Genomic DNA, 14,400 nt, shown 5'->3' with positions numbered 1-14,400 from the left:
GGGGATGCACCACGGTGTGCGACGGGCACGATCAGCTGTGCCGGATCCCCCAACGATGTGGCGTCGGCTTGCTATTTGTCCATCACAAGAAATCGGCGTTAGTCATCTATTTTGCCGATACTGGGCTGCACGCCGCCGATGGCCCGGCACTCCTCGATGAAGGCCGTCGCCTTGCGGGTCAGCCGGGTGCCGTCGACCCACGCCGCGACCGCGTCCAGCGTGGGCAGCTCGTCCTTGATCGGCAGCGGCACGACCGGCCCGCCGCTGTAGCTCTCGTCGCTGGCCGGTCGCTGGTTGAGGATCGAGTAGCCGTGTCCGGCCGCCACCATCGAGCGCACGGTCTCGAAAAGCCGCGACCGGTAGCCGATGGTGGGTTCGACGCCGACCTGCGCGAACAACGACCGGAAGTAGGTCGCCGTATGCGGTAGGTCCAGCAGCACCAGCCGATCGCCGGCCAGTTCGGTGAGCGACACACTGCGCCGTCCGGCCAACCGATGACCGACCGGGACCAGCACGTACGGCGGGATGGTCGCCACCGGGACCGACCGCAACTCCGCGCCGAGGTCGTAGCTGTACATGACCGCCACCTCGAAGGCTCCATCGCGCAGCCCCTTCTTCAACTCCGCGTGCTCGGCCTCGATCACGGTGAGGTCCACGCGGGGGTAGCGATCGGCGTACTGCGTGACCAGCCGGGGCAGCATGAAGGGGGCGATGGTCGCGAACATGCCCACCCGCAGTTCACCCATCAGCATCTGACCGGCGTTGCGGGCGGCGTCGGCCAACTCCTGGCTGTGGGCCAGGAACCCGCGCAGCTCGGTGTAGAACTCCCGGCCGGCCGGCGTGAGGGCAAGGCCGCGCGCATGGTGACGCAACAGCAGCTGGACGCCGAGCTCCTTCTCCAGCTGCGCCACGGCCGTCGAGACCGCTGACTGGGAGACCACCAGTTCGCGCGCGGCAGCGGTCATGCTGCCGTGCTCGGCCGCAGCGGCGAAGTACCTCAGCTGGACCAGCGTGAAGTTCGGCAGGCGATGGCCCGACCGGTTCTGTGCCGCCACGACGCCTCCCGGGTGCAACAGGAAATCAGATGACTCTCATCAACAGAATCAGCTGAACTGAAACTCAAACGTAACCGCCCGCCCCCTACGGCGTGGGAGGGTCTGCGGAACACGTGCCGACCCCGGGAGGATCCAATGCGAGCCGACACTGTCTTCCGCGGCTCGATCCGAGCATCCGCCGCGGCTCCGGCGACCGATGCTCTGGCCGTTCGCGACGGCACCGTGGTAGCGCTCGGTGCAGCCCACTGTGCCGACCTGACCGGTCCGGCCACGCGCGTCGTCGACGTCGACGGCGTGGTGCTGCCCGGCTTCGTCGATGCGCACGTTCATCCGGCGATGGGCGGCCTGAACCGGATGCACTGCGATCTGGACGACGTGCACGGCCTGGACGCGTACCGCGCTCTCATCCGCGACCACGTGGCCACCTCGACATCGGAGTGGATCGCGGGATCCGGTTGGTACGGCGACGTGTTCGCCGGCGGCTTCCCGACAGCGACCGAGCTGGACAGCCTCACCGACGGTCGGCCGGCGTGCTTCATGAGCCACGACGGCCACGGGGTGTGGGTCAACACCGCGGCCCTGCATCGGGCCGGAATCACCGACGGCACCCCCGATCCGGACGGCGGTCGCATCGTCCGCGACGCATCGGGGAGCGCCACCGGCATGCTGGTGGAATCCGCCGCCAACCTGGTCACCGACCTGCTCCCGGCACCGACGCAGCAACAGATCGAGCGGGCGCTGCTGGAAGCGCAGGCCTACCTGCACTCCGTCGGCATCGTCGGGTGGCAGGACGCCGGGATCGGCGACTGCTTGGGGCTGCCGGACACGTTCGAGGCCTACCGCGGACTGGATGCCTCCGGTGCCCTGACCGCCCGTGTCACCGGTGACCTGTGGTGGCAACTGGACGGCGACCTGAGCCAGATCGAGGGTTTCGTACGCCGCCGGGAGACCACCCGTGACGGCCGGCGCTTCGCCGCGACCGGGATCAAGGTCATGCAGGACGGTGTCTGCGAGAACCTGACAGCCGCGGTGCTGGAGCCCTACCGCGGCCATCCTCACCAGCACGGCCTCAGCTTCTTGGAGCCGGCCTGGCTGAACCGGGTCGTCGCCGCCCTGGCCGCCGAGGACTTCGATGTGCACCTGCACGCGGTCGGCGACCGCGCGGTCCGCGAGGCTCTTGATGCCATCGAATCAGCCCCACGGCACTCCGATGCACGTCACCAGATCGCGCACATCGACCTGATCGACGCCGCCGACATCGACCGCTTCAAGCGCCTGGGCATCATCGCGAACGTCTCACCGTTGTGGGCCCGCGAGGACCGGGTCCTGGTCGAGACCAAACTGCCGTATCTCACCGACGAGCAGCGCCGCCGGCATTTCGCCTTCGGCAGCCTGGAAACGGCCGGCGCTGCGCTCGCCTTCGGTTCGGACTGGCCGGTGTCGAGCCCGGACCCGCTCTGGGCAATCCACGTCGCCGTGAATCGCACTGCGCCCCTTGCTGATCCGCATGCCGCTGACGAGCACGCCCAACGCGTCCCGCTGCTGCCCGACGAGGGCCTGGACATCGTGACCGCCCTCCACGCAGCGACGGCCGGCGCCGCGCATGCGTCCCGCCTGGACCGCAACGGAACCCTCGAGGTCGGGATGGCAGCAGATCTGGTGCTGCTGGATCGCGACCCGGTCACCACCGCACCAGCCGAACTGTCCACCATCCGGGTGCACGCGACGTACGTCGATGGCGCCCCTGTCTTCACCGCCTGACCCACCCGACGCAAGGACCTTCTCCCATGACCACCACACCCACCGCCTTCGCCCAGGAGCAGGAGCAGAACCTGACCCGCTCGTTGGGCCGGTTCGATCTGATCTTCCTGTTGATCTCTGCCGTGGTCGGGCTGGAAACGCTCGGGCAGGTCTCCACCTTCGGCGCGGAGGCCTTCACCTGGACAGCGGTCCTGGCCGTGACCTTCCTGGTCCCCTACGGGCTGATCTTCGCCGAGACCGGGGGCGCGTTCACCGAAGAGGGGGCGCCTACACCTGGGTGCGGGACGCGTTCGGGCGTATGGCCGGCGCCGTCGCGGCGCTGCTGACCTGGGTAACCCAGCCGGTGTGGGTCGGCGGTTCCATGGCGTTCCTGGCCACGGAAGCCTGGAACGTGAACCTGGCGCACATCTCCTCCGGATCGTTCGCCGACTACGCCTTCAAGCTGATCTTCGTGTGGGTGACGGTGATCGCGGCGATCGTGAGCCTGCGCTACGGCAAGTGGATCCCCACCCTGGGCGCACTGCTCAAGGTCGGCCTGCTGGTGCTCTTCATCGGCACGACCATCGCTTACGCCATCAAGCACGGCATCACCGACCTGTCGCTGTCGGACTTCTCGCCGACCTGGATCGGGTTCTTCGGCGCGGTCCCGATCCTGTTGTTCGCCTATCTGGGTTTCGAGTCGGGCAACAGCGCGGCCGGTGAGGTGAAGAACCCGGCCCGGGACATCCCCTTCGGCATCCTGCGCTCCAGCGGCGTTGCGGCGCTGTGCTACCTGCTGCCGATCTTCGCGATCCTGGCGGTCGTGCCCAAGGACCAGATCAAGGGCATCAGCGGGTTCTTCGACGCAACCTCCACCGTGTTCTCCGTCTACGGCCCGGCCGCCGACCCGATGCTGAAGATCCTGTCGGTGTGCCTGGTGCTGGTCCTGATGTCGCAGGGTGCCTCGTGGATGATCATCTCCGACCGCATGCAGGCCATCGCCGCCGCGGACGGTGCCTTCTTCGGCGGCTTCTTCGGCGTCTTCAACAAACACCTGAGCACGCCGGTGCGGGTCAACTTCCTCTCCGGCGTCGTGGCCACGGTCTTCATGCTGGTCGCGATGCAGGTCAGCGGCGATGCCGGTGCCGTCTTCGCCGTCGTGCTGACCATCTCCATCACCACCTTCCTGCTCAGCTACCTGCTGGTCATCCCCGCGGCCATCCGGCTGCGCACGCTCCTGCCGGACGTGCACCGGCCCTTCCGGGTGCCGGTCTCGAACGCCGTCTTCACCGCGATGGGTGCGCTGTGTTTCCTCTGGATCCTGCTGGGGTCCTGGGTCGCGATCTTCCCGGGCACCCTCGAAGCGCTGGTCGGCGCGGACTACCCGTTCTTCGACACCTGGGGGTGCACCGCGGCACCTTCGAGCTGTTCACCATCGGCACCTTGGTCGTGCTGATGATGCTGTGCGCGGTCGGCTACGTGCGGGGTGCCCCGCTGCGCGCGAACCTGGCCACCTCCGAGCCGGAGCCGGTGCCTGCCGTCGAGTAGGCCCGCCCCCGTGACGATCGAACCTGCCACCGCGCATACTGTGCAGTAGGTCACACCAACGGCGGGAGCGGCATGGGCAACGAATCGTTCGACTACGTCATCGTCGGGGGCGGGAGCGCCGGGGCAGTCATCGCGGCGCGCCTCACCGACGATCCGGCGGTGCGCGTGCTGCTGCTCGAGGCCGGCCCGGAGCCCGAGGCCGACGAAATCACCATCCCGGCCGCGTTCACCTCGCTCTTCAAGACCAAGTGGGACTGGAACTACACGACCACCGCTCAGAAGCAGCTCGAGGGACGACCGACCTACTGGCCGCGCATGAAGGCCCTCGGCGGCTGCTCGTCCATGAACGCGATGATCTACATCCGCGGCAACCGCGTGGACTACGACACCTGGCGCGACGAATTCGGTTGCGCCGGCTGGGGGTACGACGACGTCCTGCCCTACTTCATCAAGGCCGAGAACAACCAGCGCATCCATGACAAGTACCACGGCAACGCCGGGCCGCTGTGGGTCAAGGACCGTCGCTACACCTTCCCGGTGACGACCGCGTGGGTCGAATCCGCCGTCGCGGCCGGCTTGAAACGCAACGACGACTTCAACGGCGCCAGCCAGGAGGGCGCCGGGCTCTACCAGGTGACCTGCAAGAAGGGGAAGCGCTGGTCGACCTGGAAGGCCTACCTCGAACCGGTCCGCAAGCGCCCGAACCTCACCATCCGGACCGGCGCCCTCACGACCCGTGTCGTGCTGGACGGTCAGCGGGCCACGGGGGTGGCCTACCTGACCGGCAGGGACGAGCACACGGCGTACGCCGATCGCGAAGTCATCCTGTCCGGCGGCGCCGTCAACTCTCCCCAGCTCCTCATGCTCTCCGGTATCGGCCCGGCCAACCACCTTCGTGAGCTGGAGATCGACGTCGCGGTGGACCTTCCCGGCGTCGGTGGGAACCTGCACGACCACCCGGCCGTGCCGATCATCTGGCGCACCAAGGGCGCCGACGACCCGGCCGCGATGCAGAACATGGTCAACCTCGGCAAGGCGCTCGTCGGCGGCCGCGGGCCGTTGTCGTCCAACATCGGCGAGGGCGGCGGCTTCTTCAACAGCCGCGACGGACTGGCCGCACCGGACCTGCAGATCCACGTGGCCCCGACCTCGTTCTACAACAACGGGCTCAACGAGCCCAACGTCCGCTCGGTGACCACCGCGCCGACCCTGGTCAACGTGTCCAGTCGCGGGACGCTGCGCCTGCGCTCGAAGGACCCGCGCTGGCATCCCTCGATGGACCCGGCCTACTACGACGACCAGACCGACCTGGACGCCATGCTCTCCGGCTGCCGTCGGGCCATCGAGATCGCCCGCAGCGGACCCTTCGCCGGCTACCTTGCCGGCGCAGCCAGGCCAGCCAGCAGCGATCCCACCGACGAGGAACTGATCGCGCACATCCGCAGCTACACCCAGACGCTCTACCACCCGGTCGGCACCTGCGCGATGGGCGACGGCGAAGACGCCGTCGTGGACCCTGACCTCAAAGTCCGCGGTGTCGAAAACCTCCGCGTCGCCGACGCCTCCGTGATGCCGATGGTCCCTCGCGGCAACACCAACGCACCCACCATCATGGTTGGCGAGAAGGCCGCCGACCTGATCCGCTCGACGAAGGACGCCTGATGACCCTGACCGCCGATGCCCCCGCCATTACCGACGAGGAGCAGCTGAAGACCTTCGACAGCTTCAACCCGACCACCGGCGACGTCTACGCCACCTACCCGATCGACGACGCCGCCGCTGTCCAGGCCGCAGTCGGTCGTGCCCGCGAGGCCGCGGACTGGTGGGCAGGTCTGGGCTTCAAGGGCCGCGGCAAGTACCTCGACCAGTGGCGCGCGGTCCTGGCCCGGCGGATGAACCAACTCGCGGACGTCGTCTACGCCGAGACCGGCAAACCGCACGGCGACGCGGCGCTCGAGGTCGGCATGGCCATCGAGCACCTGGCCTGGGCGAGCAAACACGCCAAGAAGGTCCTGGGCAAACGGCACGTCTCCAGCGGTCTGGTGATGGTCAACCAGCGGGCCACCGTGGAGTACCTGCCGCGCGGCGTCGTCGGGGTCATCGGCCCGTGGAACTACCCCGTCTTCACCCCGATGGGCTCGATCGCCTACGCCCTGGCCGCGGGCAACACCGTCGTCTTCAAGCCCTCGGAGTTCAGCCCGGCGATCGGCACCTGGCTGGTGGACGCCTTCCACGAGGTGCTGCCCGACCACGACGTGCTGCAGATCGTCCGCGGTTTCGGGGAGACCGGAAACGCGTTGTGCACCAGCGGTGTCGACAAACTAGCGTTCACCGGATCGACCAGGACCGGCAAGAAGGTAATGGCCGCCTGCGCCGAGACCCTGACCCCGGTCGTCATCGAGGCCGGCGGCAAGGACTCGATCATCGTCGATGCGGATGCCGACGTGGACAAGGCCGCCGAGGCGGCCGCCTGGGGCGCCTTCTGGAACGCCGGGCAGACCTGTATCGGTATCGAGCGCGCCTACGTGCACGAGAAGGTCTACGACCGCTTCGTCGACAAGCTGGTCGAGCAAGCGCAGGCCGTCAAGCCCGGTGTCGACTACGGGCCGATGACGATGCCCGCCCAGGTCGACGTGATCCGCAAACACATCGACGACGCGATCGCCCGCGGGGGCAAGGCCCTCACCGGCGGCCAGGTCACCGACGGCTTCATTCCCGCGACCGTGCTGGTCGACGTACCCGAAGACGCGTTGGCGGTCACCGACGAAACCTTCGGTCCAACGATCACCGTCCGCAAGGTGAAGTCCGCGCAGGAGGCCGTCGATCTGACCAATGCCAGCGAATACGGCCTGGGCTCAGCGGTGTTCAGTAAGAAGAACGGCACCCGGATCGCAGACAAGATCCGCTCGGGCATGACCGCGGTCAACGCCGTACTCGTCTACGCCGCCATCCCTTCCCTGCCCTTCGGCGGCGTCGGCCAGTCCGGCATCGGGCGGATCCACGGTGAGGACGGCCTGCGCGAGTTCGCCCAGCCCAAGTCGGTGGTGAAGCAACTCATGCCGGCCGCGCTCAACGTCACCTCCTTCGAGCGCGGAGCGACCGAGGACAAGTTGTGGGGCACGCTGATCCTCACCCTGCACGGGCGGGCCAACCAGTTCCTCAAGAAGAAGTAGCCGGCGATACCGTCGGATCGTGGTCATCACCGACGTCCGAACCTCGATCCTTCGTTCACCGCTGCACACGCCGTTCGTCACCGCGCTGCGGCGCACGACCACGTCCGACTCGCTGCTGGTCACCATCACCGACGACGAAGGGCACACCGGGTACGGCGAGGCGCCGCAGATCTGGCAGGTCACCGGGGCGTCGATCCCAGGCACCCGGGCCTGCGTCGAGGAGCTGCTCGGGCCGCTACTGATCGGAGCGGACCCGCGCGATTATGTCGACCTGATCCATCGCGTCCGCTGCGCCGTGGCGGGCAACGAGGCTGCGATCTGCGCGATCGACGTCGCACTCCACGATCTCGCCGCCCGGGTCGCCGGGATTCCGCTGGTGCAGCTACTCGGCGGCAGCGCGCCGAGCGTCGTCGAAACCGACGTGACGCTGGCCGCTGGAACCGTAGAGGAGCTGGCCGCTGCCGCGAAAGAGCGGGCGGCCGAGGGCTTCTCGGTGCTGAAGGCCAAGGTCGGTACCGGCACGGCCGAGCAGGACGTCGCCCGGGTCAAGGCCATCCGGGAAGCGGTCGGTCCCGACGTCACCATCCGGCTGGACGCCAACCAGGGGTGGACACCCAGGAGGCAGTCCGGGCGATCCGCGGGCTGGAGGACGCCGACCTCGGCATCGAGTTGGTCGAGCAGCCCGTGCGCCGGGAGGACATCGAGGGCCTGGCCTGGGTCAGTGACCGGGTCGAGTTGCCGATCCTGGCGGACGAGGCGGTCTTCAGCGTGCACGACCTCGTCGCCGTGATCCGGCACCGCGCGGCCGACCTGGTCAATGTCAAGCTGGCCAAGTGCGGTGGACTCCTGGCCGCCGGCACCTTGCTCGAGCTGGCTCGGTCCGAGGGCCTCGGCACGATGGTCGGCTGCATGATGGAATCCGAGATCGGGGTGGGGGCCGCAGCCAGTCTGGTGTCGGCGTACGGGACCAGCGTCGTCAGCGATCTCGATGCCCCCTGGTGGTTCGCCGCCAGTGCCGTTCAGGGCGGAATGACTCTGCGGGACAACCAGATTCACCTACCTGAGGTGCCCGGTTCAGGTGTGGAGAAGATCCTGGAATGACCGGCCGTGTCGGGGGAAGTCCCGACACCCGCCAGCTAGGTCGCACAGGCTCCGCACAGATAGCGTTTCGATCGGTCGCGAAACCTGCGCGACGTACTGCCATCGCTGGGCCACGGCCCGGCCCGCTCGGAGGAATCCTGATGAAGAAGCTGTCCCGTGTCGCCGCCGTCTCCGTGCTGATCGCGACGCCGATCAGCCTCGCCGCATGCGGCGGTGACGACAAGCCGGCGAAAGCCGACGTGAAGTCCGGCTACAGCAAATTGCTCAAGTCCTCGCTCGGCGCTGACGCCTCCGCCGGCGGCGACATGCTCGACAAGATCTCCTCCTGCACCGTCGACAAGGTCTACGACAAGGCCACGACGCAGACCCTGAAGGCGATGGCCTCCGGCGACAAGAGCACGAAGGCCGATGACAAGGATGAGACCCTGCTCACCGACGCCACCAAGGACTGCACGACCACCGCGATGAAGGGCTGAGCGCCTTACAGCGTGTAACGCAGCAACGCGGCGGCCGGAGTCTGCGCCGGCAAATCCGCAGCGCGCACGGCCAGCACCCCGGCGTCGGCGCGTACCGCGCGGCGGATGATCTCATCGACCACGCCGTAGTTGTCGGCCGTGTCGGTGTCCTCCACCGTGATGGCGCCCTGCTCATCGACCGTGCCGTTGACCACGGCGTCGATGTCGAAGGCGATGACGTCGACAGCTCCGGCCGTCGCTGCTCGGGCGATGTCACTGAGGTCGGTGATCGCGCGGCCCTGCGACGTAAACGTCGCGAAGCGGTCGTTGAAGGCCTGCACCTGTCCGGCGTAGATCTCATCAAGGATCGGCCGCGCCGCCTCGGCCAGCTGCTGGTCGCTGAGCTCGTCGGGGTTGCCCTCGATCGATTGCGGCGCCAGGCCGCTGTAGCTGTTCACCGACCGGTAGATGCCGTCCAACGGCTGGGTGCTGGCCAGGATCAGCGGGATTCCCGAGCCGGTGAGCAAGGGGCGCAACGCTTGGTCGACGCCCCGGGCGTACTGGCGCAACCGCACCTTCTGCCCTTCCGAGCCCTGCAGCCGACGGACGGGTGCGCGGTCCTTGATCGAGGACTTGCCGACGTGCGAGGCCGCGTCGGTCGGCAGATCAGGCACCGTGATGGTTTCCGCGGCGGTGTCCGGAACGATCTCGACCAGCCGGGCGGCATTCTGCGACAACGCCAGGACGAACGCCGTCTGGGCGAAGGTGACCGTGCGCAGCAGCGGCTTGAGCAAGAAGCGGTCGGACACATCTACCCGGGAGGACAATTCGTTGGGCAGCCGGAAGCTGGTGAGGTGATCGCCGTCAACGAACACCGCGAGCGAACGAGCTTGATACGACCAGAAGTTCTCATCGTCGATCAGGTCATCCAATGCGTCGGTGATCAACCCGAGCCGACCGCGCTCGAGCTCGGTGTCCTTCAGGATCGCCACCGCCTCGTCACGAGCATTCTTCAACTCGATGCGGGCCTGCGCCGCGTCATCACGCGTCGTGCCGGTCGGTACGTAGATCGAAACGCACCCCGGGGACTGGATGTCGGCGAGCTCGCGGATCGCGGCAATGGAGGGAATGTCGACGTGCAGCATGAAGTGCTCCTCTGACAGGCGCCGCCCCTGTGCGTGCGCCGTTGCCGCAATTCTTTCACGGCACCTTCTACTGCTCCGCGAGCCCCGGCATCTGTCGCCGGTTCTAGGCTGTCCGAAGGAGGTCGGCATGGACTACGGGCACGAACTGAAATTCGGGTTGTTCCCCACCCCGGATGCTTCCGATGCCCACCGCGTCGTGGACCTGGCGCTGCTCGCCGAGGACGTCGGTCTCGATCTGGTCAGCGTCCAGGACCACCCGTACTCACCGATGCTGGACGCCTGGACGCTTCTGTCGGTGATCGCCGCGCGCACCCAGCGCGTGCAGGTGGCGCCCAACGTCGCCAACCTGCCGCTGCGGCCCCCGGTCGTGCTGGCCCGCGCGGCCGCAACCTTGGATGTCCTGTCCGGCGGCCGGGTGGAACTCGGCCTGGGCGCCGGCGGTTTCCACGACGCGATCGCGGCGGCCGGCGGGCCGAAGCTGAGCGCGAAGGAGTCGGTCGATGCGCTGGTCGAGGGCATTGAGGTCATCCGCGGCATCTGGGCTCCCCTGGGCGGGCACGCCGTGCAGCATCCCGGGACGCACTACGACGTGCGGGGCATCCGGCCGGGGCCGGCTCCCGCTCACCGGATCGGCATCTGGATCGGCGCGTACAAACCGCGGATGTTGCGGATCACCGGCCGGCTGGCCGACGGCTGGCTGCCGAGTTCGTCGTACGCCGCGCCGGACGTTCTCGACGACATGAACCGTGCCATCGACGAGGCGGCACTCGCCGCGGGACGCTCCCCGTCCGACGTCACCCGTCTGTACAACATCATGGGACGCTTCGGCAGCTACGACGGCTTCCCCACCGGTTCGGCCCGCGAATGGATCGAGCAGCTGGCCGAACTCACGGTGGACAGCGGCATGTCGACCTACATCCTGGCCTCGGACGACCCCGACACCATTCGGCGGTTCGCCGGAGAGGTTGCCCCCGGAGTACGGGAACTCGTTGCGGCGGAACGTTCTTCGACTCCCGATGACCCGCTGCCCCTGGGAGCCTTGGCCGACGAAATCCCGGCAGCTGCGCGTGGGAAGGCGACGATCGAAGCGGCACCGCTGACCGTCGTACCCACCCCTGACCCGGTGACCCGGCGTTCGAGCGAACAGCCCTGGGACGAGTCGACCCGGCCGCACGTTCCCAGCCCCGACCCGGCCCGTCTCTACACGCCGCACGAGCAGGCCAGCGGACAACACCTGGTGGACGTCCACGACCAGTTGCGCAAGGAGCTGGAGCAGCTTCGCGGGATCGTCGACCAGGTGATCGCCGGGCAGCTGGATGTCGCCGAAGCGCGTTCTGCCATCAACGAATCCACGATGCGGCAGAACAACTGGACAGCGGGGGTCTACTGCGCGCAGTACTGCCGGGTGGTCACCACGCACCACACGATCGAGGACGTCAGCGTCTTCCCGCACCTGCGCTCCGCCCAGCCGTCCCTGGACCCGGTGATCGACCGGCTCGAGGAGGAACACCGGGTGATCCACGGTGTGCTCGACGGAGTGGACCGGGCGCTCGTGGCGTTCGTCAGCGAACCCGACGGGCCGGACCGGCTGCAGGACGCGCTCGACCTGTTGAGCGACACGCTGCTGTCCCACCTGTCGTACGAAGAGCAGGAACTCGTCGAGCCACTGGCGCGGCTGGGGTTCTCCTGACGGATGCGCCGACTCCTGACCGCGGCGGCGGCGCTGGCCTTCTTCGCGGCCGGTCCGGGCTACCCGCCCCCGGGTCCACCGAACTGGCGTCGCTGCCCACCGTGCAGCCCAGCGCCGAATCCGACTGCAGCAACGTCGTTTTCCTCACTGACGGCTACCGCGCCGCCACGAGGGGACCCTCCTTTGCCACATTGCCGCATCGCGCCGGATGGCGCACCGAGTTCATCCCGTACGACGATGCGATCGTCGGCGTCATCCAGCCGCACACCCTGGACTGGACGGTGGATCATACCGTCCCGGTCGTCGTGCAACGGGTCCGGTCCTTCCACGCCGCGTGCCCCGCGGCGCACATCACCTTGCTCGGCTACTCCTTCGGAGCACTGATCGCCGGCGACGCCGCCGAGCACTTCGCCCATTCCGACGAGGTACCGCACGACCAGGTGAACGCCGTACTCTACGGAGATCCGCGACGACCGATGTCCCGCAACGGAATCGAGGGATGGGCCGGCGGATACCTGACGGTGCTGGCATCGGTGCCGGGCATCACGGCCTCCCCACCTCGGGACTTCGGTGACGTGCAGGTCTCGGAGAACTGCAACCAGAACGATGTCATCTGCAACGCCGCCAACCCGCTGGCGAACCCGGCGGCCTTCCGCGCCGAGGTCGACGGATACCTGCACGGTGCGCACTACTACCCCATGGACCCGTGGCGGGACGCAGCACCGGGTGATCACTACGTCGCCGCACCCGAGCCGTTGACGTACGGCGGCCCGGTCGCCGATCTGCCGACCCCCGTGAACTGACCCAACCCGCCGGCGTCGACGTGGCCGGCATCCTGCAGTGGCCGCTGAAGTACGTCGTGAATCGACTGGACTGGGCGGCGGGCCTGCGCAGATTCGGCCTACCCGGTGACGCCCTGATCCACGAATTCATCGCGTGGTCGGAACGCAACGGCGTGCAACTCTGACGATGCCCTCAACAGGGTGCGGGATATCGGCCGGCCCACGGCGCTGCCTGCTCCAATTGCGCTGCAAGAGCGAGAAGTCCGCCGTCCTGGCCGAGCCGTCCGACGAACTGCACACCGAGCGGGACTCCGTCGTCGGTCCAGTGCAGCGGCACGCTGATCGCCGGCCGGCCCGTCATGTTCGCCAGCTGGGTGTAGGGCACCCAGCCGAGAGCCTGCTCCACCAGATCATCCGCGAGTCCGCTGAGCGCCAGCAGCTTCCCGGCGCGGGCTTTGGCGATGACCCGGGATCCGACCTGCAACGCGTGCGGGGTCTCTGTCTCGCCGACCTTGAGGGGCACCTTCGCCAAGGTGGGGGTCAGCAGCAGGTCGTGGGTGTCCTGGTAGTCGACCAGCGAACGGGTGAACTCATGGATCCGCTCCATCGCCATGAAGACCGGCCCGATACCGGTGGCGCGGCCCAGCTCGGCGACGGCGAGCGTGTCCGGCTCGAAGTCGGCGTCCGATGCGCCGTACATCTCCTTGATCCGGGTCACCTGGCCGAACAGCTGCGCGAACCAGATGGTGAGGAAGTCCCGGGACAGTTGCGCGTCGTCGTACGGCGGATCCACCTCCTCGACCCGGTGACCCAGGTCGGTGAGCAGCTGGGCGGCCTCCTCGACCGCACGGACCGCGTCCGGGTCCGGCGAGGGGTTGATGGCCGACGTGGCGGAGTAGCCGATCCGCAGACCGGTGGGAGCGGTCTCGATCGCCGTGCTGAACGGCACTGCAGGCTGGACGATCTGCGCACCCTCGTACTTGTTCGGCCCGACGATGGCATCGAGGAAGCCGGCCGTGTCGCGGACCGTGCGTGAGACGACCCCCTGGGTGACCCACCCGAGCAGCGGATCGCCGTCCACCGGCCCGAACGGCGTCAGGCCGCGGCTGGTCTTCAGGCCCACCAACCCGCAGCACGCCGCGGGAATCCGGATCGACCCACCCCCGTCATTGGCACCGGCCGCCGGTACGATCCCGGCGGCGACCGCCGACGCGGAACCGCCGGATGAGCCGCCCGGCGTACGGCTCAGGTCCCACGGATTGCGGCACGGCCCCCACAGGGCGGATTCGGTGATGCCCTTCGAGCCCAGCTCGGGCGTGTTGGTCTTGCCGAAGATGACGACGCCCGCGTCCAGGAACTTCTGCACGACCGCCGAATGCTCGGCGGCCGTGGCGTTGCGCATCGCGGCGGTGCCGTGACTGGTCGGCAGACCGCCATACTCCTGCAGTAGATCCTTGATGAGGAAGGGAACTCCCGCGAACGGTCCGGCAAGCGGCTCCTTCACCCGTCGCTCGGCAATCGCGTCCATCCGCCGCACGATGGCGTTCAGTTTCGGGTTGACCTGGTCGGCGCGCTGCTGGGCCAGAGCGAGCAACTCGGCGGCGCTCACCTCACCGTCGGCGACTTTCGCGGCCAGGCTCGTCGCGTCGTACGTCAGGTATTCGGTGAGTTCCACCTGGGCAGAGTACGTGCAGACAGTGGCCGCTGTGTG

General features: G+C 68.1%; 12 protein-coding genes and 1 pseudogene. 10 read left to right on the top strand and 3 right to left on the bottom strand.

Annotated elements, in window-relative coordinates:
- Positions 1 to 98: 98 nt before the first annotated feature.
- On the bottom strand, positions 99 to 1,055 hold the full coding sequence (locus tag ACFQBT_RS18770; protein ID WP_377825078.1) for a LysR family transcriptional regulator: 957 nt from the start codon (positions 1,053 to 1,055) through the stop codon (positions 99 to 101).
- A 135-nt stretch (positions 1,056 to 1,190) separates the two neighbouring features.
- Here ACFQBT_RS18770 and ACFQBT_RS18765 point away from each other — a divergent pair, with 135 nt between their 5' ends.
- From ACFQBT_RS18765 to ACFQBT_RS18735, 7 genes and pseudogenes are all read left to right on the top strand, one after another.
- Positions 1,191 to 2,816, top strand: a complete 1,626-nt coding sequence (locus ACFQBT_RS18765; protein WP_377825077.1) for an amidohydrolase — start codon at positions 1,191 to 1,193, stop codon at positions 2,814 to 2,816.
- Positions 2,817 to 2,842: 26 nt separating this feature from the next.
- Positions 2,843 to 3,142, top strand: a complete 300-nt coding sequence (locus ACFQBT_RS18760; RefSeq protein WP_377825075.1) for a hypothetical protein — start codon at positions 2,843 to 2,845, stop codon at positions 3,140 to 3,142.
- On the top strand, positions 3,115 to 4,251 hold the full coding sequence (locus ACFQBT_RS18755; protein WP_377825074.1) for an APC family permease: 1,137 nt from the start codon (positions 3,115 to 3,117) through the stop codon (positions 4,249 to 4,251). The genes ACFQBT_RS18760 and ACFQBT_RS18755 overlap by 28 nt, the downstream gene beginning before the upstream one ends.
- 164 nt (positions 4,252 to 4,415) lie before the next feature.
- Entirely contained in the window at positions 4,416 to 6,005 is a 1,590-nt protein-coding gene (locus ACFQBT_RS18750; protein ID WP_377825072.1) for a GMC family oxidoreductase, read from the top strand.
- The gene (locus ACFQBT_RS18745) at positions 6,005 to 7,516 is read left to right on the top strand and encodes an aldehyde dehydrogenase family protein (RefSeq protein WP_377825071.1); all 1,512 of its coding nucleotides are present in this window, start codon (positions 6,005 to 6,007) and stop codon (positions 7,514 to 7,516) included. Before ACFQBT_RS18750 ends, ACFQBT_RS18745 begins: the two co-directional genes overlap by 1 nt.
- Positions 7,517 to 7,535: 19 nt before the next feature.
- Positions 7,536 to 8,617, top strand: a pseudogene (locus ACFQBT_RS18740) (mandelate racemase/muconate lactonizing enzyme family protein).
- Between the two features lie 140 nt (positions 8,618 to 8,757).
- Positions 8,758 to 9,093 (top strand): hypothetical protein, encoded by a 336-nt coding sequence (locus ACFQBT_RS18735; RefSeq protein ID WP_377825069.1) that lies wholly within the window; start codon positions 8,758 to 8,760, stop codon positions 9,091 to 9,093.
- A 5-nt stretch (positions 9,094 to 9,098) separates the two neighbouring features.
- On the opposite strand, the gene ACFQBT_RS18730 is transcribed toward ACFQBT_RS18735, so the two are convergent.
- The gene (locus ACFQBT_RS18730; RefSeq protein WP_377825067.1) at positions 9,099 to 10,217 is read right to left on the bottom strand and encodes a baeRF11 domain-containing protein; all 1,119 of its coding nucleotides are present in this window, start codon (positions 10,215 to 10,217) and stop codon (positions 9,099 to 9,101) included.
- Positions 10,218 to 10,344: 127 nt separating this feature from the next.
- Between ACFQBT_RS18730 and ACFQBT_RS18725 the strand changes: the two genes are divergently transcribed.
- The 3 genes from ACFQBT_RS18725 to ACFQBT_RS18715 all read left to right on the top strand — a co-directional run bounded on the left by ACFQBT_RS18725 (position 10,345) and on the right by ACFQBT_RS18715 (position 12,874).
- Positions 10,345 to 11,907 (top strand): LLM class flavin-dependent oxidoreductase, encoded by a 1,563-nt coding sequence (locus ACFQBT_RS18725; RefSeq protein ID WP_377825065.1) that lies wholly within the window; start codon positions 10,345 to 10,347, stop codon positions 11,905 to 11,907.
- 101 nt (positions 11,908 to 12,008) lie between these two features.
- Positions 12,009 to 12,710, top strand: coding sequence for a cutinase family protein (locus ACFQBT_RS18720; RefSeq protein WP_377825064.1), 702 nt, complete (start codon positions 12,009 to 12,011; stop codon positions 12,708 to 12,710).
- Between the two features lie 20 nt (positions 12,711 to 12,730).
- On the top strand, positions 12,731 to 12,874 hold the full coding sequence (locus tag ACFQBT_RS18715; protein ID WP_377825062.1) for a hypothetical protein: 144 nt from the start codon (positions 12,731 to 12,733) through the stop codon (positions 12,872 to 12,874).
- Positions 12,875 to 12,882: 8 nt separating this feature from the next.
- Here the strand turns inward: ACFQBT_RS18715 and ACFQBT_RS18710 are convergent, their stop codons facing one another.
- Positions 12,883 to 14,364, bottom strand: coding sequence for an amidase (locus ACFQBT_RS18710; protein ID WP_377825060.1), 1,482 nt, complete (start codon positions 14,362 to 14,364; stop codon positions 12,883 to 12,885).
- Between the last annotated feature and the right edge of the window lie 36 nt (positions 14,365 to 14,400).

The organism is Branchiibius cervicis, assembly GCF_042661605.1.
GTDB lineage: Bacteria > Actinomycetota > Actinomycetes > Actinomycetales > Dermatophilaceae > Branchiibius > Branchiibius cervicis.
This window is presented reverse-complemented; position numbering and strand designations above follow the sequence as displayed.

Coding starts and splice junctions, on each gene's coding strand:
- ACFQBT_RS18750 (WP_377825072.1), top strand. CDS start 4,416: ATGGGCAACGAATCGTTCGACTACGTCATCGTCGGGGGCGGGAGCGCC.
- ACFQBT_RS18755 (WP_377825074.1), top strand. CDS start 3,115: ATGGCCGGCGCCGTCGCGGCGCTGCTGACCTGGGTAACCCAGCCGGTG.
- ACFQBT_RS18765 (WP_377825077.1), top strand. CDS start 1,191: ATGCGAGCCGACACTGTCTTCCGCGGCTCGATCCGAGCATCCGCCGCG.
- ACFQBT_RS18760 (WP_377825075.1), top strand. CDS start 2,843: ATGACCACCACACCCACCGCCTTCGCCCAGGAGCAGGAGCAGAACCTG.
- ACFQBT_RS18735 (WP_377825069.1), top strand. CDS start 8,758: ATGAAGAAGCTGTCCCGTGTCGCCGCCGTCTCCGTGCTGATCGCGACG.
- ACFQBT_RS18730 (WP_377825067.1), bottom strand. CDS start 10,217: ATGCTGCACGTCGACATTCCCTCCATTGCCGCGATCCGCGAGCTCGCC.
- ACFQBT_RS18745 (WP_377825071.1), top strand. CDS start 6,005: ATGACCCTGACCGCCGATGCCCCCGCCATTACCGACGAGGAGCAGCTG.
- ACFQBT_RS18725 (WP_377825065.1), top strand. CDS start 10,345: ATGGACTACGGGCACGAACTGAAATTCGGGTTGTTCCCCACCCCGGAT.